At 30.5% G+C, this 22,514-nt stretch carries 27 protein-coding genes; 14 read left to right on the plus strand and 13 right to left on the minus strand.

Going from position 1 to position 22,514, the window contains the following annotated elements:
- Positions 1–11: 11 nt before the first annotated feature.
- Positions 12–392, minus strand: coding sequence for a diacylglycerol kinase family protein (locus DUT90_RS06515; protein WP_114426368.1), 381 nt, complete (start codon positions 390–392; stop codon positions 12–14).
- 4 nt (positions 393–396) lie between these two features.
- Complete coding sequence (gene tpx / locus DUT90_RS06520) at positions 397–894, minus strand: thiol peroxidase (protein WP_114426369.1); 498 nt, start codon at positions 892–894, stop codon at positions 397–399.
- A 120-nt stretch (positions 895–1,014) separates the two neighbouring features.
- Between tpx and DUT90_RS06525 the strand changes: the two genes are divergently transcribed.
- Both DUT90_RS06525 and DUT90_RS06530 read left to right on the plus strand, forming a co-directional pair.
- Positions 1,015–2,400, plus strand: a complete 1,386-nt coding sequence (locus DUT90_RS06525; protein ID WP_181858154.1) for an MATE family efflux transporter — start codon at positions 1,015–1,017, stop codon at positions 2,398–2,400.
- The gene (locus DUT90_RS06530; protein ID WP_114426370.1) at positions 2,387–2,611 is read left to right on the plus strand and encodes a hypothetical protein; all 225 of its coding nucleotides are present in this window, start codon (positions 2,387–2,389) and stop codon (positions 2,609–2,611) included. The genes DUT90_RS06525 and DUT90_RS06530 overlap by 14 nt, the downstream gene beginning before the upstream one ends.
- 1 nt (position 2,612) lies before the next feature.
- Here DUT90_RS06530 and DUT90_RS06535 read toward each other — a convergent pair whose 3' ends face one another.
- From DUT90_RS06535 to DUT90_RS06555, 5 genes are all read right to left on the minus strand, one after another.
- Entirely contained in the window at positions 2,613–3,542 is a 930-nt protein-coding gene (locus DUT90_RS06535) for a sugar phosphate isomerase/epimerase (protein ID WP_114426371.1), read from the minus strand.
- Positions 3,543–3,697: 155 nt separating this feature from the next.
- Entirely contained in the window at positions 3,698–4,627 is a 930-nt protein-coding gene (locus DUT90_RS06540) for a peptidylprolyl isomerase (RefSeq protein WP_114426372.1), read from the minus strand.
- Between the two features lie 47 nt (positions 4,628–4,674).
- Positions 4,675–6,258 carry a hypothetical protein gene (locus tag DUT90_RS06545; protein ID WP_114426373.1) on the minus strand — a complete coding sequence of 528 codons (1,584 nt, stop codon included), beginning with the start codon at positions 6,256–6,258 and terminating at the stop codon, positions 4,675–4,677.
- Between the two features lie 4 nt (positions 6,259–6,262).
- Positions 6,263–7,855: a peptide chain release factor 3 gene (locus DUT90_RS06550; RefSeq protein WP_114426374.1), complete on the minus strand. Its 1,593-nt coding sequence runs from the start codon at positions 7,853–7,855 to the stop codon at positions 6,263–6,265.
- A 44-nt stretch (positions 7,856–7,899) separates the two neighbouring features.
- Positions 7,900–8,613: a peptidylprolyl isomerase gene (locus tag DUT90_RS06555; RefSeq protein WP_114426375.1), complete on the minus strand. Its 714-nt coding sequence runs from the start codon at positions 8,611–8,613 to the stop codon at positions 7,900–7,902.
- Between the two features lie 118 nt (positions 8,614–8,731).
- Here DUT90_RS06555 and idi point away from each other — a divergent pair, with 118 nt between their 5' ends.
- The 3 genes from idi to DUT90_RS06570 all read left to right on the plus strand — a co-directional run bounded on the left by idi (position 8,732) and on the right by DUT90_RS06570 (position 10,710).
- Positions 8,732–9,250, plus strand: a complete 519-nt coding sequence (idi, locus tag DUT90_RS06560) for an isopentenyl-diphosphate Delta-isomerase (RefSeq protein ID WP_114426376.1) — start codon at positions 8,732–8,734, stop codon at positions 9,248–9,250.
- On the plus strand, positions 9,243–9,656 hold the full coding sequence (locus DUT90_RS06565; protein ID WP_114426377.1) for a 6-carboxytetrahydropterin synthase: 414 nt from the start codon (positions 9,243–9,245) through the stop codon (positions 9,654–9,656). Before idi ends, DUT90_RS06565 begins: the two co-directional genes overlap by 8 nt.
- A gap of 73 nt (positions 9,657–9,729) precedes the next feature.
- On the plus strand, positions 9,730–10,710 hold the full coding sequence (locus tag DUT90_RS06570; RefSeq protein WP_408962307.1) for a type I phosphomannose isomerase catalytic subunit: 981 nt from the start codon (positions 9,730–9,732) through the stop codon (positions 10,708–10,710).
- 28 nt (positions 10,711–10,738) lie between these two features.
- Here DUT90_RS06570 and DUT90_RS06575 read toward each other — a convergent pair whose 3' ends face one another.
- The gene (locus DUT90_RS06575; protein WP_114426379.1) at positions 10,739–10,906 is read right to left on the minus strand and encodes a lmo0937 family membrane protein; all 168 of its coding nucleotides are present in this window, start codon (positions 10,904–10,906) and stop codon (positions 10,739–10,741) included.
- A gap of 103 nt (positions 10,907–11,009) precedes the next feature.
- Between DUT90_RS06575 and kdsB the strand changes: the two genes are divergently transcribed.
- The 4 genes from kdsB to DUT90_RS06595 all read left to right on the plus strand — a co-directional run bounded on the left by kdsB (position 11,010) and on the right by DUT90_RS06595 (position 13,066).
- Entirely contained in the window at positions 11,010–11,741 is a 732-nt protein-coding gene (kdsB, locus tag DUT90_RS06580) for a 3-deoxy-manno-octulosonate cytidylyltransferase (RefSeq protein ID WP_114426380.1), read from the plus strand.
- Positions 11,742–11,743: 2 nt separating this feature from the next.
- Positions 11,744–12,445, plus strand: a complete 702-nt coding sequence (locus DUT90_RS06585; protein ID WP_114426381.1) for an HAD family hydrolase — start codon at positions 11,744–11,746, stop codon at positions 12,443–12,445.
- Between the two features lie 39 nt (positions 12,446–12,484).
- The gene (locus tag DUT90_RS06590) at positions 12,485–12,745 is read left to right on the plus strand and encodes a hypothetical protein (RefSeq protein WP_114426382.1); all 261 of its coding nucleotides are present in this window, start codon (positions 12,485–12,487) and stop codon (positions 12,743–12,745) included.
- Between the two features lie 123 nt (positions 12,746–12,868).
- Complete coding sequence (locus tag DUT90_RS06595; protein WP_114426383.1) at positions 12,869–13,066, plus strand: hypothetical protein; 198 nt, start codon at positions 12,869–12,871, stop codon at positions 13,064–13,066.
- A gap of 29 nt (positions 13,067–13,095) precedes the next feature.
- Here the strand turns inward: DUT90_RS06595 and DUT90_RS06600 are convergent, their stop codons facing one another.
- From DUT90_RS06600 to DUT90_RS06615, 4 genes are read right to left on the minus strand one after another with little or no spacing between them, the layout of a single operon-like run.
- Positions 13,096–13,539, minus strand: coding sequence for a hypothetical protein (locus DUT90_RS06600; RefSeq protein WP_114426384.1), 444 nt, complete (start codon positions 13,537–13,539; stop codon positions 13,096–13,098).
- A 1-nt stretch (position 13,540) separates the two neighbouring features.
- The gene (locus DUT90_RS06605; RefSeq protein WP_114426385.1) at positions 13,541–14,086 is read right to left on the minus strand and encodes a hypothetical protein; all 546 of its coding nucleotides are present in this window, start codon (positions 14,084–14,086) and stop codon (positions 13,541–13,543) included.
- Positions 14,087–14,119: 33 nt separating this feature from the next.
- Positions 14,120–14,668 carry an RNA polymerase sigma factor gene (locus DUT90_RS06610; RefSeq protein ID WP_114426386.1) on the minus strand — a complete coding sequence of 183 codons (549 nt, stop codon included), beginning with the start codon at positions 14,666–14,668 and terminating at the stop codon, positions 14,120–14,122.
- Positions 14,669–14,721: 53 nt separating this feature from the next.
- Positions 14,722–16,170 (minus strand): TonB-dependent receptor, encoded by a 1,449-nt coding sequence (locus DUT90_RS06615; protein ID WP_114426387.1) that lies wholly within the window; start codon positions 16,168–16,170, stop codon positions 14,722–14,724.
- A 77-nt stretch (positions 16,171–16,247) separates the two neighbouring features.
- Between DUT90_RS06615 and DUT90_RS06620 the strand changes: the two genes are divergently transcribed.
- The 5 genes from DUT90_RS06620 to DUT90_RS06640 all read left to right on the plus strand — a co-directional run bounded on the left by DUT90_RS06620 (position 16,248) and on the right by DUT90_RS06640 (position 20,314).
- Positions 16,248–17,030 (plus strand): MBL fold metallo-hydrolase, encoded by a 783-nt coding sequence (locus tag DUT90_RS06620; protein WP_114426388.1) that lies wholly within the window; start codon positions 16,248–16,250, stop codon positions 17,028–17,030.
- Positions 17,031–17,127: 97 nt separating this feature from the next.
- A complete protein-coding gene (locus DUT90_RS06625) occupies positions 17,128–17,478 on the plus strand; it encodes a hypothetical protein (RefSeq protein ID WP_114426389.1) in 351 nt (116 codons plus the stop codon).
- The gene (locus tag DUT90_RS06630; protein WP_114426390.1) at positions 17,479–18,288 is read left to right on the plus strand and encodes a cell envelope biogenesis protein OmpA; all 810 of its coding nucleotides are present in this window, start codon (positions 17,479–17,481) and stop codon (positions 18,286–18,288) included.
- 16 nt (positions 18,289–18,304) lie between these two features.
- The gene (locus DUT90_RS06635; RefSeq protein ID WP_147266199.1) at positions 18,305–18,790 is read left to right on the plus strand and encodes a Rab family GTPase; all 486 of its coding nucleotides are present in this window, start codon (positions 18,305–18,307) and stop codon (positions 18,788–18,790) included.
- A 6-nt stretch (positions 18,791–18,796) separates the two neighbouring features.
- On the plus strand, positions 18,797–20,314 hold the full coding sequence (locus DUT90_RS06640) for an ATP-binding protein (protein WP_114426392.1): 1,518 nt from the start codon (positions 18,797–18,799) through the stop codon (positions 20,312–20,314).
- On the opposite strand, the gene DUT90_RS06645 is transcribed toward DUT90_RS06640, so the two are convergent.
- A complete protein-coding gene (locus DUT90_RS06645) occupies positions 20,311–22,512 on the minus strand; it encodes an endonuclease MutS2 (protein WP_114426393.1) in 2,202 nt (733 codons plus the stop codon). The genes DUT90_RS06640 and DUT90_RS06645 overlap by 4 nt on opposite strands.
- Between the last annotated feature and the right edge of the window lie 2 nt (positions 22,513–22,514).

The following is a 22,514-nucleotide window of genomic DNA, read 5'->3' on the forward strand; positions in this document are numbered from 1 at the left end:
TACATATTTACTTAGAAAAGCAATATTATTTTTGGGATGTATATAAAACCAGCAATAATTAAAGAAATTATAGAAGCAATGGTAGGTATGCTTGCGCCTAGATCTTTAATCAAACCAATTTTTTCATGATAGTTAGGATGAATAAAGTCAGCAATGGCTTCTATAGCTGTGTTGGCAGCTTCTGAAGCTAAAACCAAACCAATAGCAAAAAACTGAAACATCCACTCAATAGCAGATAAATTAAAAATGAATCCTAAGATGATTGCAATACACGTTACAAATAGCTGAACTTTTATACTGTCTTCTGTGGTAATTAATATCCAAAGACCCTTAAAAGCATATTTTAAACTGCGTATTCTTCTTCGTAAAAAACCATCGTTAGGATTCTTCATGATTTTATAGCGCTTCTAATGCTGCTGCATAATTTGGCTCATCTACAATTTCAGAAACTTGCTCTGTGTGGGTTATTATCCCTTTTTCATCAATCACAACAATAGCTCTAGAGTGTAAATGAGCTAAAGGACCATTTTGTATATCTAGTTCATAAGATTTACCAAAATTACCATCAGCAAAGTCAGATAACATTTCTACATTTTCAATACCTTCAGCACCACAAAAACGAGCTTGAGCAAATGGTAAATCTTTAGAAATACACAACACTACTGTATTTTCTAAATCTGCTGCTTTTTTATTAAACTCTCTAACAGAAGTAGCGCAAGTGCCAGTGTCTACACTTGGAAAAATGTTTAAAATAACTTTTTTACCAGAAAAATCTGTTAATGTTTTATGAGATAAATCTGTTGTAGTCAATGTAAAGTTTACTGCTTTAGAACCAATTTTTGGTAAGTGTCCTATAGTATTTATTGCGTTTCCTTTTAAAGTAATATTTGCCATTTTTATTAGTTTTAGTGAATCTCAAAAATACGTTATTTCAACTAAAACAAACTGTTTATCTTTTGTTAATGTTGTTGCGATTTTTATAAATATCTTCGCAGCGGCTAAACACTGTTTTAATTGAATATTTCTCAATACACATCAGAATTTAAATACAATTTGCAATTGGCAGCTCCTGTAATGCTAGGTATGTTAGGGCACACTTTTGTAAGCTTTATAGACAATATAATGGTTGGGCAATTGGGTACCGCAGAATTGGCGGCTGTGTCTTTAGGAAATAGTTTTATGTTTATAGCTATGTCTATAGGAATAGGTTTTTCTACAGCTATAACGCCTTTAATTGCAGAAGCAGATTCTTCTAATAATTTGCAACAAGCAAGGTCTTCTTACAAACATGGTTTGTTTTTGTGCACAGTTTTAGGAATTGTACTTTTTTTAGGTGTTTACTTTTCTAAACCTCTAATGCACTTAATGCAGCAACCAAAAGAGGTTGTCGCATTAGCAATACCATATTTAGATTTAGTTGCTTTTTCATTAATACCATTAGTTATTTTTCAAGCAATAAAACAATTTAGTGACGGTATGTCTATGACAAAATACCCAATGTATGCAACTCTCTTAGCAAACATTGTTAATGTAGTATTGAATTATATTCTAATTTTTGGGAAATTTGGTTTTCCAGAAATGGGTATTGTGGGTGCTGCTTATGGCACTTTGGCTTCTAGAGTAATAATGATATTGTATTTGGCTATTTTATTGCGTTTCAAAAAAAGGTCGGCGCGCATTGTTAAGAACATCAAATTTTTTGTTTTAGATGTTTTGATGCTTAAGAAAATCATCAATTTGGGCTCTTTAAGTGCAATGCAGATGTTTTTTGAAGTGGCTATTTTTACAGCAGCAATTTGGCTAAGTGGCTTGTTGGGTAAAAACCCGCAAGCGGCAAACCAAATAGCATTAAATTTATCCTCTATGACATTTATGGTTGCTATGGGCTTAAGTGTAGCTTCTATGATTAGGGTTGGCAATCAAAAAGGATTACAAAATTTTTTAGAATTGCGTAGAATTGCTTTTTCTATTTTTTTATTGGGTATTTTGTTAGCTGTTTTTTTTGCGGCTATTTTTTTTATTTTTCACAAAAATCTTCCTAATCTTTATGTAGATTTAAATGATTCAACAAATTATGCAGACAATATAGAAGTGATTTCTATTGCTTCAAAATTATTATTGGCAGCAGCATTTTTTCAAATATCTGATAGTATTCAAGTTGTAGTTTTAGGAGCTTTGCGAGGTTTACAAGATGTAAAAATACCTACTGTATTAACTTTTATATCATATTGGGTTGTAGGTTTTCCTGTTTCCTATTTTTTAGGAAAAGAGAAAATGTACGGTAGCTTTGGTATTTGGCTAGGACTTTTAGCAGGATTAACTACGGCATCTATATTATTATTTATAAGATTTAATTTTTTAACTTTAAAACTCATCAAACAGAAACATGAACTTACCTAAATTTTTATTAGCAGATAACAGTAATTACCCAGAGGATATTTTTGTTTTACATACAGAATTTCCTCGTTTTATGATCAATTTAAAAGATGACGAGGTAGAGTGGTTTGAAGATTTGGCTGGCGAAAAAGAAGATGACATAGCCAATGAACTAGAATCTTTAATTGAAGAGGCTAGTGCTTTTTATGACAAGGAAATGGAACAATATGAATAATTTAATACTTTGAGGTACTTTTTAATTGGCTATAGTTTGTTTTAAAGTCGTTGAACATGGTGGTAACTATTTCTTTAGGATCGCCTTCTGTCAAACTCTCAAAAGAGATATATCCTTTATAATTATTTTTGATGAGTATGTTTGCTATTTTTTTCATATTTACGGGTTCAGAGACACCCTTTACGTAAACCAATTCTTTTACAAACCAGTAATTAGCAAAAGGAGCAAGTTTTTCAATTTCTTCATAAGGGTTTCCTCTACGTAAACTACCAATATCTAAAATTAATCCAAACCATTCAGAATTTACTCTTTTTAAAATGTCAATTACTTCATCAGCATCATACAAGAAATCATTATGATGCTGTAGAGCTGTAATTACACCAGTTTCTTCCGCATACTTAGCACATTCTTTAAAATGAGCTACCATCCATTCTTTAACTTGGTCTTTAGAATATCCTGTATATCTTCCTTTTCCAGCAAAAACTCTCATTACAGCAGCACCTAGTTTAGAAGAAACTTTTAGCCAATCTTTTATCATTTGCATATCATTAGCTCTAGATGTTTCATCGGGTTTTACAAAATTGTTTCTAACCCCTGTCCATGTAATATCCAATCCTAAAGCCAATGCTTTTTTCTTTAACTTAAAGAGCATTTTACTGTCTATGGTAGCTTTAGGATAACCTTCAAAATAGTAACATGTTAAATCTACAGCATCTAAACCAATATCTGAGGCAAAATCCATCATATCAAAAAAATCCATTTCTCCATTTCTCAACATATCATTAAACGTAAAAGCGTTTACACTATATTTAACTCTAGAAGAAGTAGATAGTTTTGAAGTTGAGGGTGTATTTGAAAAAAGAGATTGGGTGCCTAATGCAATTGGGGCTAAAGCTAACCCTTTTAGTAGATTTCTTCTTTTGTAATCCATGTCTGTTTATTTTGGTGATAATTCTTAACCAAGAAATATCTAAAGTACTACTTTTTAAATAAATTTTAATGAAAAGATAAATTAAGAGGCTTTCTAAAAAGTAGATTTACAATACTTTTTAGAAAGCCTCTTAATAAAATTCGTGTTAAAAGAATTTAGTCAACATTCATTAGTTCTACATCAAAAATTAGTGTAGCATTTGGCGGAATTACACCACCAGCACCACTTTCTCCATAAGCTAAATTTGAAGGAATTACAAAGCGGGCTTTATCACCAACTTGTAATAACTGAATACCTTCATCCCAACCAGAAATTACTTGACCAACACCAACGTTAAAATCTATGGGTTGTTTTCTTTTATAAGAAGAGTCAAAAACAGTACCGTCTAACAATTGTCCTTTGTAATGTACAGAAACACCTGCACCTTTAGTAGCTTGTTTTCCGTCTCCTTTTTGAAGGATTTTATAACGTAAACCACTATCGGTTTCGTCATAACCAGCAGCGACTGTATCTAATAATGCTGCCTGTTTTGCTTTTTCTTCTGCTTCTCTTTTTTCTCTAGCACCTTCAAAAGATCTAAATGCTTCTACAGCATTAAAGCTTTCTGCAGGCTCACCAACTCTAATGATTTCTACGGTCATATCATCACCTTGAGCTATAGCATCAACTACATCTTGCCCCTCTATTACAGTGCCAAAAACGGTATGTTTGCCATCTAACCAAGGTGTTGCAACATGAGTAATAAAAAATTGAGATCCATTAGTACCAGGTCCAGCATTTGCCATAGATAATTTACCTGGAGCATCGTGCTTTAATTCGGGATGAATTTCGTCATCAAATTTATACCCAGGATTACCGGTTCCTGTTCCTTGAGGACATCCTCCTTGAATCATAAAGTCTGGAATGACTCTATGAAACTTTAAACCATTGTAATATGGAGTTCCTTGAGGTTTGGCAGAGTTTTCTAAATTACCCTCTGCTAAAGCTACAAAATTACCCACTGTACCAGGAGTTTTCTCTTGTTCTAATTGTACTAAAATTTCACCTTTAGGTGTGGTGAACTTTGCATATAATCCGTTATTCATGATAATATTTATTAATTGTATAGTTTTTAATCTTCTTTAAAAGATTTTTATTTTTTCATATTTAAAACTGATAAACCGTAAGTAAACCCGATGTTTATGTTAGTAGAATTTACGTTACCAAAAGGAGACCACATCTGTCCTCCTGAAAGATTTAAACTTAAATTATCATTTAAATGATAATTAATTCCTGCAGACGGTCTAATTAACACACCTTCACCAGAATCTACACCACCACCACCTGCAACACCAGCAGCTGTTTCTAAAAATAAAGAAAACCTTCTGTTTAAAAATTGGTTTGTTTTTACACCAAGACCAAAAATTCCATGCGCGTAACCTCCAGAGCCACCTTCGTAAGCAAAAGAAGCTTCACCTGCCACATAAAATCTCTTATTAATATCATAGTTTATTTTAAGAGCAATTTGTTGAAGATTTCTGTCTGGTCTATCTAAAATAGCAACATCAAAGTAGGTCTGATTTTGAACTCCAATTTGAACGCCTTGAGTTTTTATATTTTTAGCTTTTGTGTTTGTTACAGGGTCTTTAGTTCCTCCACTTAAGCCATAATATTTTAAACTAACTCCAGAAGTTAATGCTTCAAAAGTAGCACCTAAAGATCTATGATAGCCTCCATGAAAACTTAATCCAAAATTTTCTGTAACTCTTACATCAAAACCAGCACTAGGGTACATTGTAAGACCATTTTCTGGAAAAATTCTTCCACCAGCAGCACCTATGCCCATTTTAGCAAAGAAATTTACATACTCTGTTTCTATAAAGTTTCTTCCTATACCAAAAAACATATCCATAAATCCGGCTCTTAAACCACTGTACATAGTGTCTAAATGTGCGTAAAGAAAAGTATTTGTGTTCATGTATCTTTGATACTCAAAACCAATAATATAAAGTGTTTGGTTTATAGGTTGTGCATTGTTGAAATTTCCCATACCATCAGTTCTTGTATCACCTATAGGAAAAAAGAAATCAAACTTTACTTGTTGTACACTTTTTACGGCTGGCTTTTTCCAAAAATCATCCTTAAAATCATCATTTACAATAAATTCTTTTTGAGCATCTTTATAAGAAGCGGCCCTAACAGAAGTAGGAATTTCTACAAAAAAAGAAACATTATCTCCGCCTTGAATTCCTGTAAAAAAGTCTAAATAACCATATTGAATACCAAAAGCAACATTTTTCAATTTATATTGTAAACCTGCGTTGGTATAAATAATTGCACCACCATTAACCAGACTTCTAAATCCGCCACCACCCCCAAAATGCACGTTAGCATCAAAAAAAAGTTTTTTGTAAATAGGGAGATTTACCCCTAAATTAACCCCAAGAGTAAACAAACCTCCTTGGTCTCCTATACTAGCAGCATGAAAACCAGCACCTGTGTACAGCCAATCATTTAACGGAATGTTATAGTTTAAACCTAAAATTCCTGCAGTTGGTTTTAAAGTGTATTGAGAACCATCATTATATGTGTAGGTTATATCTGGTTGATCTATTAAAATATGATTAAGCCTAATAAAATTCTTAAGTTCTACTGTAGTAATGTTATCAAGATTTAAATCTTGAGAAATGCTATGTAAACTGGTAGAAAACAATAAAAATAGAAAAAGCTTTTTCATAAAATTAATCTTTAAATTCGCTTGTAAAATGCAGTTTAACAGATGGGTATTTGCTCTGAGTCATTTGTATGGTAAAAGCAGAATCTGCTAAAAAGACCAATTGACCTTGTTTGTCTTTTGCTAAATAACGTTGTTTTACTCGTTTAAACTCCTTAAATTCTTCATTTTTAACATCATCTGGTTCCACCCAACATGCTTTATGTACGTTTAAATTTTCATAGGTACATTTTGCTCCGTATTCATGTTCTAAACGGTATTGAATTACTTCATATTGTAATGCGCCAACAGTACCAATAACTTTTCTACCATTCATGTCTAAAGTAAATAATTGGGCAACTCCTTCGTCCATCAATTGGTCTAAACCTTTATACAATTGTTTAGATTTCATTGGGTCTGCATTGTTTACATATCTAAAATGTTCAGGAGAAAAACTAGGAATACCTTTAAAGTTTAATTGTTCTCCTTCTGTTAAAGTATCACCAATTTTAAAATTTCCAGTATCGTGTAGACCCACGATATCTCCAGGGAAAGATTCGTCTACAATTTCTTTTTTCTCAGCAAAAAAAGCATTTGGACTAGAAAATTTTACCTTTTTTCCGTTTCTAACGTGTAAGTAAGGAGAATTTCTTTTAAAAGTACCCGATACTATTTTTACAAAAGCTAAACGATCTCTATGCTTAGGATCCATATTGGCGTGTATTTTAAAAACAAAACCAGTTAGTTTTTCTTCTTTAGAATCTACCAAACGTTCTTCAGCTTTTTTGGGTTGAGGAGAAGGGGCAATTTCAATAAATGCATCTAGTAATTCTTTTACCCCAAAGTTGTTTAACGCAGAACCAAAAAATACAGGTTGTAATTGACCTGCTAAATATTCTTCTTGATCAAAAGGAGGATATACTTCATTAATCAACTCTAATTCATCACGTAAAGTTTCTGCAGCAGTTTCTCCAACAACTTTGTCTAACTCTGGATTTGATAAATCATCAAATTCTATTCCTTCAGAAATAGAGGTTTTATTATCTCCAGAAAAAAGATTTAATTTCTTTTCCCAAATGTTGTAGATTCCTTTAAAATCATATCCCATTCCTATAGGAAAACTCATAGGCGTTACTCGTAAACCTAGTTTTTGCTCCACTTCATCTAACAAGTCAAAAGCATCTTTACCCTCTCTATCTAATTTATTGATAAAAACCAACATAGGTATGTTTCGCATTCTACAAACTTCAACTAACTTTTCGGTTTGTGGTTCTACACCTTTGGCAACGTCAATTACAACAATAACGCTATCTACAGCGGTTAATGTTCTAAAAGTATCTTCTGCAAAGTCTTTATGTCCAGGAGTGTCTAAGATATTTATTTTTTTATTTTGATAAATAAAAGCAAGTACAGAAGTAGCTACAGAAATACCACGCTGACGTTCTATTTCCATAAAATCGGATGTTGCACCTTTTTTAATTTTGTTATTCTTTACAGCACCAGCTTCTTGAATTGCCCCACCAAATAACAGTAATTTTTCTGTGAGTGTAGTTTTACCAGCATCTGGATGCGATATGATTCCGAAAGTTCTTCTGCGTTTTATTTCCTCTAAAAAGCCCATCTACAAAAATTGAGGTGCAAAGATAGGTTTTACAAAGAGAATTATCAATCTAAAATTTCGATAGTCATTCTAATGTCTTCTTCAGGCCATTCATCTACACCTACCTTAACTTTAGAGATTTTATCCATAGTATCAAAACCAGAAATAACTTCACCAAAAACAGTGTGCTCATTATTTAAATGATGAGCGCCATTTCTACTATGCACTATATAAAATTCGAAAGGATTAGACAGCTTATTTGGATTGTTATCCCACTCTCTTGCTGCTGCTAGAGCACCATATTTGTGCTTTCTGTGAGATTTAAATTCAGGAGCCAGTAAATAATTACCATACAATCTTCTTTGTTTTATCGTGTAAGTCTCATCAGAATTACCCCCTTGAATAACAAAGTTTTTAGCAACTCTATAGATTTCTGTGGTATTAAAGTATTTTATTTTAGTTAAAAAAATAAAATTAGCTCTGTGTATTGGGACATCATCATATAAGCGCAGTTTTATATTTCCAAATCTAGTTTTGATGATTACTTTGTTTTCCTTATTCTGTTTACCAAACTCAGTAAAAAAAGCCTCAACATTGTTTTTGTTTAAACTATCCCAACGTTTTATTACTTTTTTTTCAACCTTTTTTTTCTGATGTAAGGTTGATGTTTGATTTAGTTGCTGAGTTGATGATTTTTGGTCATTTTTTTTCTTGTCTGTATTACAGTTAAAAAAGATAATGACAATGGTTATGAGTATGATAAATTTAAAAAACTTCATGATAAAGCTGTTTTTTAGCAATACAAATATAAATTATCACAACAGAATAGATATAAATACTTTTTGTTTTGTATTTTTTTTATGATTTGTTGCTTAATCATTTTACTATTTTTGTAATATGGAAGAATTAGTTGTTTTGGTAGATAAACAAGATAATCCTATAGGATTGATGCCAAAAATGGAAGCGCACGAAAAAGCAGTTTTACACAGAGCTTTTTCGGTTTTTATTTTCAATGAAAAAGGAGAATTAATGCTGCAGCAAAGAGCTGCACATAAATACCATTCGCCCTTATTATGGACAAACACATGTTGCTCGCATCAACGAGATGGAGAGAGTAATTTAGAAGCTGGCAAAAGAAGACTAGAAGAAGAAATGGGCTTTGTAACCGAAATAAAAGAAGTTTTTTCTTTTATTTATAAAGCACCTTTTGATAATGGATTGACAGAACACGAATTAGACCACGTTATGGTTGGTAAATTTGACGGTGAGCCAAAAATAAACAAAGATGAGGTAGAAGCTTATAAGTGGATGAAGTTAGAGGATGTTAAATCTGATATTGAGCAAAACCCTACCCTTTATACAGAATGGTTTAAAATTATTTTTGATAAATCTTTTGAAAAACTAAAGCATGCCTAAAGTAACCGTTCATAGAAAAGCCCATTTTAATGCGGCTCATAGATTGTACAGAAAGGATTGGTCTGATGCAAAAAACTTTGAAATTTTTAGTAAATGCTCTAACCCTAATTTTCATGGTCATAATTATGAATTGATAGTTTCTCTTACGGGTGAAATAGATAAGGAAACAGGATACGTATACGATTTAGGGATTTTAAAAAAATTAATTAAAACTGAGATAGAGGAGTGTTTTGATCATAAAAATTTAAACATTGAAGTACCTGAGTTTAAAGAGCTGAATCCTACAGCAGAAAATATATGTGTAATTACCTATAATAAATTAAGAAAACACTTACCAAACACACTCGCATTAAAAATTACTTTGTACGAAACTCCTCGAAACTTTGTAAGTTATTCTGGAGAATAAATCAAAATAAAATTTAAATTCAATAGCTAAAATTTCAAATTCTGAAACTTTAGTAATATTTTTACGCATAATAATGAAAACTATGAATCAGTTATTAAAATTCAAACCAATTTTAAAAGATAAAATATGGGGAGGAGAGAAGTTAGTTAATGTGCTAAACAAAACATCTAACAGAACAGATATTGGCGAAAGTTGGGAGCTGTCTGATGTGAAAGGAGATACCTCTGTAGTTGTTAATGGAGATTTAAAAGGTAAAGATTTAAAAGAACTTATAGTAGCATTTACATCTGATTTAATGGGCGAAAAAGTATATCGTCATTTTGGAGAAGATTTTCCTCTACTTATAAAGTTTATAGATGCTAAGGAGGCTTTGAGTATTCAACTACATCCGCATGATGATTTGGCTAAAGAAAGACATAACTCTTTTGGCAAAACAGAAATGTGGTATGTAATGCAAGCTGATAAAAATGCAAATTTAATTGTAGGTTTTCAAAAAGAAGTTACTCCTACAGAATACTTACATCACTTAGAAAACAAAACGTTAACTGATATTTTAAACATTGATGAAGTTAAAAAAGGAGATGTATATTTTATTCCTACGGGTAGAGTACATGCCATAGGCGCAGGTGTTCTATTGGCAGAAATTCAGCAAACGTCTGATATTACTTATAGAATATATGATTGGGACAGACCAAACCCTGATGGCACCTATAGAGAATTGCATACAGAAGAAGCTTTAGACGCCATAGATTATTCAGCAAAAGAATCGTACAAGACTTCTTATTCTAAGCAACAAAATGAAGTTTCAGAAATTGTTTCTTGTCAGTATTTTACTACTAACATCTTACCTATAAACAAGACTATTACAGTAAGTCACAAGCAAAAAGATAGCTTTGTAATTTATATGTGCGTAGAAGGAGCTGTTGAGTTTCACTACAACAATCAAAAAGAATCTCTTAAAATGGGAGAAACAATACTTGTGCCCGCTTGTATTAAAGAATTGGAAATTTCTTCTAAACATCAATCTGAATTGTTGGAGGTATACATAAAATAAAAGCTCAGTATGTCTGAGCTTTTGTTTATTATAAAGGTCTTCTACCTCTAATGATATTGTATAGAATTGAAATAATTGCAATTACTAACAAGACGTGAATTAAACTACTTGTTCCTATTCCTGCAACAATTCCAAAAAAACCTAGTATCCAAACAATTATACAAATAACGGCTATTAGCCAAAGTAAACTTCTCATAATTAATATTTTTTAGTTCGTAACAAAATTATGTATAGCTTAAAGTGTTTTTTAACGCTATCCATTTAAATAGTATCTTTGATGCATAAAAATTAGTTATAAAATGAAGGTAATTGCAATGATTCCTGCACGTTACAGTGCTTCTCGTTTTCCGGGTAAATTGATGAAAGATTTAGCTGGTAAGCCTGTAATTTTAAGAACTTACGAGGCTGCTTTACAAACAAATTTATTTGATGATGTATATATAGTAACAGATTCTGATGTTATTTTTAAAACCATAGAAAAGGCTGGCGGGAAAGCAATAATGAGTATTAAAGAACACGAGTGTGGTTCTGATAGAATTGCAGAAGCTGTGGCAGATATGGATGTTGATATTGTGATTAATGTTCAAGGTGATGAACCATTTATAGATCAACATTCTTTATCTAAATTAATAGATGTTTTTAAGAAAGATGACACGCAACAAATAGACTTAGCCTCTTTAAAGGTATTAATGACAGATGCAGAAGATATCAAAAATCCAAATAATGTTAAAGTGATTACAGATGTTAATAATATGGCAATTTATTTTTCTAGAAGTGTAGTTCCTTATCATAGAGATTCAGCTATACGTGTAAATTATTACAAACATAAAGGAGTGTATGCGTTTAGAAAACAAGCCTTATTAGATTTTTACAATACTCCAATTACTCCATTAGAAGCTGCAGAAAAAATTGAAGCCATTAGATATCAAGAAATTGGTAAAAAAATTAAAATGGTAGAAACTAGTGTAGAGGCAATTGGTATAGATACTCCAGAAGATTTAGAAAAAGCTATTCAACAATTAAAAGCATAGTTATGTATACATTACCTAAAACAATAAAGGTTATTGCTTTTGATGCTGATGATACACTATGGGTAAACGAAACGTACTTTAGAGAAGCAGAATTAGAATTTGCGAAGTTATTAGCACAGTATGAGACAGCTAATAAAATAGATCAAGAGTTATTTAAAACAGAAATAAAAAACTTAACTCAATATGGTTATGGCATCAAAGGTTTTATTTTATCTATGATAGAATGTGCATTAGAGTTGTCTAATTATCAAATTTCTCCTGGCACTATAGCTAAAATTATAAATATTGGTAAAGAAATGTTAGAAAAACCGATTGAATTAATAGATGGGGTAGAAGAGGTGTTAGCTGAATTGCAAGGAAAATATAAATTGATAGTTGCTACCAAAGGAGATCTATTAGATCAAGAACGTAAGTTACAAAAGTCAAATTTATCTCATTATTTTCATCATATAGAAGTGATGAGTGACAAGAAAGAAAAAGATTATCAAAAATTAATTCAACATTTAGATATACAACCTTCAGAATTATTAATGATAGGCAACTCTTTAAAATCGGACGTATTGCCATTGGTAAAAATAGGAGCTACTGCTATTCATATTCCTTTTCATACAACTTGGATACATGAACAGGTTGCAGAAGACGTATCATCAAAAGAAGATTATTACACAGTCTTAAAAATAAAAGAAGTTCTGTCTTTCTTATAAATAATTAAACTAAATTTGTAGCGTAAAATAAACAGAGTTATGGCAAGTATTAAAAATTTGAAAAAAGATATCAATTATGTCTTAGGTGATGTAATATCATATGCATTAGATGTGGCTGCTTTAAAAAATGAAACTAAAAAAGGTAATGAAGTAGTAGATGAGGCAATTGAAACTTTTGATGTCTTAATGGCACAAGTAAATGCTACTAATGTAGAGAATAAAAAAGCACACTTTAATGAGGTGAAAACTACTTTAGAAACTAAGGCAAAAGATTTAGTGGAAAAAGTAAACAGCTTTTAATTTAACGTTTTTTAAACAAAATTTTAAGACCATCATTGTTAAAGTGATGGTTTTTTTATTAAATTTGGAATAATATAATAATCAAGTTTAACCAACATTTATTGTATAACTAAATTTTAAAAAATGGCAAGAGCAATGTTTGAGTACACAAAAACAGTACTACAAAAAGTAAGTTTTAATTCAGATTTGTTTTGTAAAGAAGTAGAAAAAGCAGTAAAAAGATTATTACCTTATGAAATTGATGAGTTAACAATTTGGTTAAGGCAATTTACAGCAAATAAACCTGAGTTATACTCATGTTTAGCATTAATAAGAGAATAAAAAAAGAAGCCTAAAAGGCTTCTTTTTTGTTAGGGTTTCTTTCTATATTTTCGCATTAATTCTCTGGCAAAATCTCGTTCTGATAGTTGTAGCTTTAAAATTTGTTTGTAGGTTAATACTTTAGCTATTTTTTTTGTAAAACTCACTTTCTCTAACAAAATCTGATTATCTAAATCTAGTTTATTTTTTACAAAAATTTTAGCATCCTCTTCGCTTAAGCCTTCAAAACCACCATCATTTTTTATTTGTTTTCTAATAGCTGTTCTACCTTTGTTTCTTAATAGGTCTAGATTTTCTTCGTGTGTATTGTAAATAGGCCAAAATTGTTGCGCCACTTCTGCTGTAAGATTAAGTTCTTGTGTTAAAAAAGCAATTTTTAGAGCTTTTATTTTTTCTTTATTTTTTCTCCCCTGTGCTGCAACGTTTAATGATATAAACAGCAGTAGAATTAATAGAATTATGTTTTTTTTCATACTAATTAATTTCGTTTAATAAACTTGTGTTTTCGTTGTAAATAATATAATCTTCTATAGCTTCATTTTCAAGATTTGCATAACTAAAATCGTCTATATTAACTTCATCACCATCAATAATAAATGTAGCAATTTCTTCTGAAGTAAAAAAAGTTGAATTATCAATAATCCATGTTTCAATATCATTTTTAGCTAAACTATCAAAACTAACCTTTGCGCTATTTGTGTTAAAGTAAAAAATACTAATAAAAAGGATAATAGAAGCAGCTATTCCAGCTGGTATTATTTTGTAAATTCGTTTTTGTAAAGAAATGACGTTGCCTCTCTTTTTTTCTGACACTACATTAGATAAAATAGTTTCTTCTAAATTATCAAAATAATTCTCTGGAACTTTAAAAGAGTTTTCTTTATTAAATTGATTATCAATTTTTTTAATAGAAAATTGTTGTTCTATACTTTCTAAATAATCTTTAGGGATAGAGAAACCGTTTTCTTTACCGATAACAGATTTTAGGTATGTTTCACTATTTTTTATGTTGTCTTCCATTTTATTTTTTAGACCGTTTAATTATCAAAAGGTTTAATTTACTTTATGTTTTATATAGTATTCTATTTTTTTTACAGCATGAAAATAGGAGGCTTTTAAAGCTCCTACTGATGTTTCTAAAATTTCAGAAATTTCTTCATACTTTAACTCATCAAAATATTTCATGTTAAAAACCAATTGTTGCTTTTGGGGTAGTGTTGCAATTGCTTTTTGAAGAATTAACTGTATTTCATTACCCGTAAAAAAATCATCAGAAGTTAAAGCTGAAGCAAGTTCTTGTTGGTAGTCAGCAATATCTAAACTTCGCTGTTTGGCTCTTTTATTAATAAAAGTAATGGCTTCATTGGTTGCAATTCTATACATCCAAGAATACAATTTACTGTTTTGATTAAACTTGTCAATATTTCTATAAATTTTAATAAAAGTATTTTGTAAAACATCATCTGCATCATCATGAGAAATTACAATTTTACGAACGTGCCAATACAAGCGTTCTTTATAGCTTTTAATAAGCTCTCTAAATGCTTTTTCTTTGGTACTTGCGTTTTGTAATGCTGATACTAAGCGTGTTTCGTCTGTCAATTTATAGTCTATAACATTGAGACTCTAAAAATACAAAAAGGTTTAATTTATTGTTACTTTTTTATTCTTGGTCTAGAATAGCCAAAAAGACGTTTTTGTTTAATGGTTTCAGCAATTCCTTCGGGCAACATTTCTTCCCAACCTTCTTCACCATTCATAATCATTTTTAAAACTGTTCTAGAAAAAATGTCTAAAATATCTTTATCAAAATCATCTATATTTTTAAGTTTTCCATTGTGTTTAAAGAACTTGTAGAGTTCTTTCATCCTTGGATGAACTTTTAGGTTTTCACTATCAATATAAGTATCAGTAGCTTGATCATGGTAAGGGTACATGTATACTTTTAAATCTCTGTAAAACAGTTTACCAAATGCTTCTAAAATTCCACCACTTAAATTTCTATAATACTTCTCATCAAAAATTTGAATTAAGTTCTGAACTCCCATGGTAAGTCCCATTCGTTCTTTTGTAAATTCACTAAAGTATTCAACCAGTTTAAAGTATTGTTGAAAACTAGTAATCATTACATTTTGTCCTAAAGAACATAATAATTCTGCCCTATCTAAAAAGTCTCTTTCATTAATTTTTCCTTTAGAAGCAAGGTTGCTTAAGGTAATTTCAAAAATAATTTGTGTTTTACTCTCATCAACTTTGTTTTCTTCAAAAAAGAGTTTTTTAGACTTTTCATACATATCCATATTTACCTTGGTAACTGGTCTAAAACTACCTCTAAGTGCTAATATGTTTTTCTTGTACAATACTTGTGCTGGCAATAAATTGTTACCATCAGGTCCAAACATAACAGCATTGGTCATTCCGTTTTTAAGTAATTGTAGACTCATCAAACGGTTATCTACATACATAAATCGAGGTCCAGAAAAATTAATCATATCTATTTCTAGTTGATCATTGCTTAGGTTGTCATAAAAAGATTTTACCAACTCTTTAGGGTTATCATTAAGGTAAAAAGCACCATAAAGAAGATTTACACCTAGCACACCTAAGGTTTCTTGCTGTAACCTAGCATCTGTTTCTTTAAAACGCAAATGCAAAATAATTTCATTATACCCTTCTAAAGGATCTAGCTGAAAACGGATACCTACCCAACCATGACCTTTAAATTGTTTGGCAAAATCTATGGTAGTTACGGTATTTGCATAACTAAAAAACAATTTATCAGGATGTTTTTCTCTACTTAATCTGTCTTCGATTAAATGAATTTCATGACCTAACATTTTTTTTAGACGTGGTTGTGTAACATACCTTCTGTCATCTTCTACACCATATATTGCATCAGAAAAATCTTTATCGTAAGCACTCATGGCTTTGGCAATAGTACCAGAGGCAGCACCAGATCTAAAGAAGTTACGTGCAGTTTCTTGTCCTGCACCAATTTCAGAAAATGTACCGTAAATATCTCTATTTAAGTTTATTCTTAATGCTTTACTTTTGGTAGTTGGTACGCTACTAATTTCTTGATCGCCCTTTAAAGAGATTGCCATATAAAACGGATTTATGTTTCAAACAAATGTACTAAAATAGAGTGCTACCAGTCAATTTTTATATTATTTTTGTTGTAATGAATTTTACCAAAAAACTGTTAAAAATTACTTTTTTAGGAACCGGAACTTCTCAAGGAATTCCTATGATTGCCAATAATGAGCCTGTTTGTAAATCTACAAATCCTAAAGACAAACGTTTGCGTTCATCAATTTTAATATCTTGGGATGATGTGGCGTATACTGTAGATTGCGGTCCAGATTTTAGACAGCAAATGCTAAGAGAAAATGTGCAATCTCTTAATGGTGTTTTTTTTACTCACGAACATGCAGACCATATAGGGGGTTTAGATGATTTACGTCCATTTTGTTACAAAATAGGAGATATGCCTATTTATTTAAATAAGAGAACATTAGGTAGTTTAGAGAGGCGTTTTGAATATATTTTTGATCCTAAATTTAGATATCCTGGAGCACCAAAAGTGATGCCTAAGGTGATTAACGATAGATCTTTTATGGTTGATGGATTAGAAATAACGCCAATTAAAGTTTTTCATGGCAAATTACCCATTACTGCATACCGATTTCAAGATTTTGCCTATGTAACAGATGTAAGTTTTGTAGAAGAGACTGAAAAAGAAAAATTAAAAGGCTTGGATGTTTTAGTAGTTGATGCTTTACGTATTGCACCGCACACCACACATTTTAACTTAGAAGATGCCTTAGCGTTTGTTACAGAAATTAAACCTCAAAAAGCTTATTTTACGCATATTAGCCATAGATTAGGTTTTCATGATGAAGTTTCTAAATTACTTCCAGACAATGTATTTTTAGCATACGATGGGTTAAAAATAGAAGTTTAGATTTTTATAATTTGTTTTTTAATGTATATTTGTTTGTAAGCCTTTTATTAAAGGTGTTTTAATATTAAAATCAGGTAGGAACAAACCGACTTAAAACATGGCAGAGAACAAAGAAAAAAATGACACAGTTGACAATCAAAAAGAAATTGATAGAATTGCAGCTGTAAGAGAGCTCATCTTTGGTGAAAATATGAAAGAATACAACAGCGAATTTGCTGATGTATATAGTAAAATCCAATCACTTAAAGATGCAACTGACAAAAATTTACACGAAGCCGTAACTAATTTAGAAAATAAATTAGCCGATTTAGAAAGTTTAATGGATCATAAATTTCAGGATTTAAATGACGATTTAGACAAGAGATTGGCAGATTTAGATGATGAAAAAACAGACAGAAGAAAATTAGGAAAAGCTTTAGAGAAAATTGCTCTGATGTTGCAAGAATAAATGAAAAAAACACCTGTAGATAGCACAAAAGACAATCGTTTTGAGTTACTCAGAGAACTTTTATTAGCAGAAGACAGAGATAAGTTTGAAGCCCTTAGTAAAGAGGTTATTCTTAGAGAAAAGCTAAAAAATAATGTTTCTCCTTTGGTAGATGAAAAAATTCTTGATCTTAGAGAGAAATTTCCTGAATATTTTGGAGATACCATTACACAAACTATAAAAGTTCAAATTAGAGACTCACAAGACGAAGTTGTAGAAGCCTTATACCCAATTATGGGTAAATTGGTTAAAAAAGCTATTGTTAGTGAAATTACTAAGTTAACTGAGAGTGTTAATAAAACTGTAAAAGAAAAATTTTCTATTCAAGAAATTTTAAAACGTTTTATAAGAGGAAAAAAGAATGATGCAGACATTGTTTTACAAGAAGTTTTTGAACCTATTATAGAAGAAGTTTTTGTCATAGAAAAAGATTCTGGATTGTTATCTGGGAGTTACTCTAGAGGTAATATTGCAGATAAAGATATGGTTTCTGGAATGTTAACAGCCATCAAATCTTTTGCAGAAGATGCTTTTTCTAAAGAAGGTCAAGATTTAGAAGATATTAAATTTGAAACCTTTCAACTTTCTATTCAAAATTTTAAAAGTATTTATATAGCCATTGCCTGTTCCGGAGTGTTGAATGCTAGTTTTAAAGAAGAATTGTCTGATAGAATACACAATTTAGCAGAGATTATATTAAGAGATCGTTCTTTTTTGTCTGAAGAAGAGCGTTTGAATACATTAATTGTTAAAGAGCTAATTGAAGCTTAAAAATCAATTAAATTTTATGATTGCAAAAAAAGTACTACTTGTTGGTAATTTTGGAGTTGGAAAAACATCTTTAATTAGAAGATTTGTATTGAATGAATTTTCTGAAGATTATATAAGTACTATTGGTGTTAGAGTTAGTAAAAAAGTAGTGTCGTATCAAAACGAAACTATAAAATTAATGATTTGGGATGTTGCAGGAACTAATGGAGATGAAAAAATACCCAAAGCCTACTTTTTAGGTGCACATGCCGCAATGTTTGTTTTTGACCTAAGTAGAGAAGAAACTTATCTAACCATAGATAAAAATCTTAAAATGGTAAGAGATTTATCAGGGTTAAAAGATATTACCATAGTTGGTAATAAAAAAGATTTATTAAGTGCTACAGAAATAGATAATGTAATACAAAAAGTATCTGTTGATATTGATTTGATAACCAGTGCAAAAGAAGGCGATTACGTAGAAGATGCTTTTATGAAATTAACCGCCCAAGCTCTAAAATAATACTCCTTGATACCTGCTAAAATTGAAGATGTTTTTATACAAGTTACTACTGATGTATCAGGAGTAATAAAGAACGTTGAGGCAGGTGTTTTTGCAAAAAAAGAGTTTATTATTAACAAATCTATTTATAACGTTTGTCCATTCTTAGAAGGAACCTTAGAGGCTTTAGAACTAGAAAAACCTTTTTTTTTAGAAGGTATGCTAATTGTTTCTGGTGACAATGAATACAATATAGATATAGAGGTTTTTAAAAGCCCTTCTAGTATAGATATTTTACTTCACAATAGAACAAATGTTTATAAATATGTAGATCAACTCAACCAAAATAGAAACGATATTTTTTTCATAAAAAGAGAAATTGCTGAAAAAAATAAAGAACTAGATAGGTTAAGACTGATAGCAGATAAGGCCAACGAAGAAAAATCTCGTTTTTTAGCAATGATGAGTCATGAAATTCGTAACCCATTAAATTCCATTTTAGGATATGCAGAATTAATTTCTTCTGAAAACTTGTCTGATACTGTAGTAAAATACATGAAAAATTTGTCTTCTGCCGGAAAAAACTTAAAAGTAATTGTAGATGATATTTTAGATTTGTCTAGAATTGAAGCGGGTAAATTGAAGTTGGCTGAAGAAGAAATTTTACTACACGAAATCTTTCAAAACTGTGAAAATGATTTTAAGCATCAACAAAAAAAAGAAGATGTTAATTTACTATTTGAAGTTCCAAAAAATATACCAAAAACTATAATTGGAGATAGTGTTAGAATTCAACAGATTCTATCCAACTTAATAGGAAATGCTATAAAATTTACAGAAAAAGGTAATGTGACTACCAAAGTAGAGTTGATAGCTGATACTGATGATACTGTAAAAATCCAACTCCTAGTTTCAGATACAGGTAGAGGAATGTCCAAAGAACAAACCTTAAAAATATTTGAAGAATATCAACAAAACAAACTTTCTGATAATAGAATTAAAGGAGGTGCAGGTTTAGGGTTAGCCATAGTTAAACGTTTGGTAAACGCCATGAACGGAAGTATTTCTGTTGAAAGTAAATTAGATTTAGGAACAACTTTTTCAGTAGAAATTCCATTTAAAAAAAATAAAAAAACTGAAGAAACTTCTACAATAAAAAGTGATATAGTTGCAAATATAGAAGGGAAGAGAATTTTAGTTGCAGATGATGATGTCTTAAACTTAACTATAGTAAAACACTTTTTATCTAAAGAAAATGCCATAGCACATTTTGTCAAAGATGGTTTAGAGGCATTGTCTAAAATTGAAGAAGTGCCTTTTGATGTAATTTTGTTAGATATTAATATGCCCAATTTAACAGGTGAACAATTAATGCAAAAACCTGAGGTTTTTAGAAAACAAAATTCTAAAACTCCTGTATTGGCATTAACAGCAAATACTTCTCAAGAGGATTTGAAAAGATATTTACAAATTGGTTTTTCAGGAGTAATTTCTAAACCATTTACGTCAAAAGTATTTGTAAAAAAAATAGCTTCTGTACTTTAGTTTTTAGCTCTTTCTACAAGTTCTAGTTTATCAACAGAAGTTTTTGTTGTAAAAATTCCGTAGTTAATTATTACGTTTTTCTTTTCTATTTTATCAATTGTACCTACTGAATTTGAGTCTATTATCTTAACTCTATCATTCAGTTTAAAAATATATTCAGATTTTTCTTTGGCTATTTTAGCAGCCTCTTTTTTCTTCTCTTTGCGTACTTCAACCACTTTTTCAAGTACTTCTTTTTCAACCTTTTCTATAGTCTCTTTCATTTGTTTGGCAACAATTTTTGCCTTTTGTTTTTGAGACTTTGTTTTGGGTTTAATAGGGTTTTTCTTGGCATGTTTTACTTTTTCATCTACCACCCATTTGTTAAAGTTGGCGTTCAACTCTTTCTTATTGTTAGTTTGAAAGTATTTGTTTAAAAGTTCATTAATTTTTCTACCCAAAGAAAGCATTCTTTGATTGTTATCATACAATTCTTGAAAACCAGCTAATTTATCTTGAATACGCTGCTCTTTTTCCTGTAGATTTTCTAAATGCTCTTGTCCTTTAGATTTTTGTTTTTCTAAATTATCAGAATTTTTTTGAAGTCTATTGCGTTCTTTTTGGAGTTTAGAAATGGTTTTATCTAAACGTACTTTTTCCGTTTCAACACGCTTTTTTGCCTTGTTGATTAAACTAAAAGGGATACCATTTTTCTGAGCTACTTCAAAGGTAAATGAGCTTCCTGCTTGACCTATAAATAATTTGTACAAAGGTTCTAGAGAACGCTCATCAAATTGCATATTGGCATTGGTAACATTCTCCAGTTCATTAGCTAACACTTTTAAGTTAGAGTAGTGGGTAGTAATAATGCCAAAAGCTTTTTTATGATAAAATTCTTCTAAGAAAATTTCTGCCAAAGCACCACCAAGTTCAGGGTCAGAACCTGTTCCAAATTCATCAATTAAAAACAACGTATTTTCATTACACTTGCGTAAAAAATTACGCATATTTTTTAAACGATAACTGTACGTACTTAGCTGATTTTCTATAGATTGATTGTCTCCAATATCTGTTAAGACAGTGTCAAAAATATAAGTCTGACTGCGCTCATCTACAGGAATTAGCAAACCACTTTGAACCATCAATTGTAATAAACCAATAGTTTTTAGTGTAATACTTTTACCACCTGCATTTGGGCCTGATATCACAATAATTTGCTGTTTATCATGCAGTGTGATTGTTTGAGGAACCGTATGTATTTTTTGTGTTGTATTTTTTTTCCATAGCACAGGATGATATGCATTTTTAAAAAAAATCTTTTTTTCTTTAGTTATCTTGGGTAAAATAGCATGTATTTCTAAGGCATATTTTGCTTTTGCACCCACCATATCAACATGGGTTAAAAAGTAAATATAGTCTTCTAATAAAGATACAAGAGGACGAATGATATCTGACAAATTGCGTAAAATTTTGACAATTTCTTGCTTTTCATCGTAAATCAAATTTTGATATTCTCTTGAGTAAGAAAGCGTTGCTTGAGGTGCTATATAAACGATATTCCCAGATTTTGAAGACCCTAATAAGCTTCCTGCCACTTTTTTTCTATGCATTGCCAAAACAGCTAAAACACGCTGATTGTCTATTACAGTTTCTTTAATATCGTCTAAATAACCTGCAGAAATAGCTTTTGATAAAGCAGAAGAAAAGCTTGCACCAATTTTACCACGCACGTAATTAATATCTTTTCTAATTTGCTTTAAAGCAGCAGAGGCATTGTTTTTAACCTCTCCAGAGATATCAATTATTTTTTTAATTTCATCATCTACATAGGTAGTAAACTCAATTTTTTGGGTAAGTTCAAAAAAAGTAGGAAACTGTTCTTTAAACTTTTTAAAAAATTTGATATGTTCATTAACCGTTAAAGAAGTTGTGGCTATTTTTAAAAACGCTTCTGTTTCTATAAAACTGTTTTCTATAGCCAACCTCTTTACACTTTCTGTAATATTGTCAAAACCATGATTTGGTATTCTATTGTCACTTTCAAAAGAAGATAAGTATTCATCTACTAAGTGTAATTCTTTAAACAGTGCTTTTTTACTTTGAAATGGTGTTATGTCTAGCACATTTTCTTTTCCTAAACCAGAAATACAATGTTGTGATACATGTTGTAAAACTGTAGAAAACTCTAAATCTTGTAATGTTTTTTCTGAAATATTCAAAT

This window comes from Polaribacter sp. WD7 (genome assembly GCF_003335085.1).
Classification (GTDB): Bacteria; Bacteroidota; Bacteroidia; order Flavobacteriales; family Flavobacteriaceae; genus Polaribacter.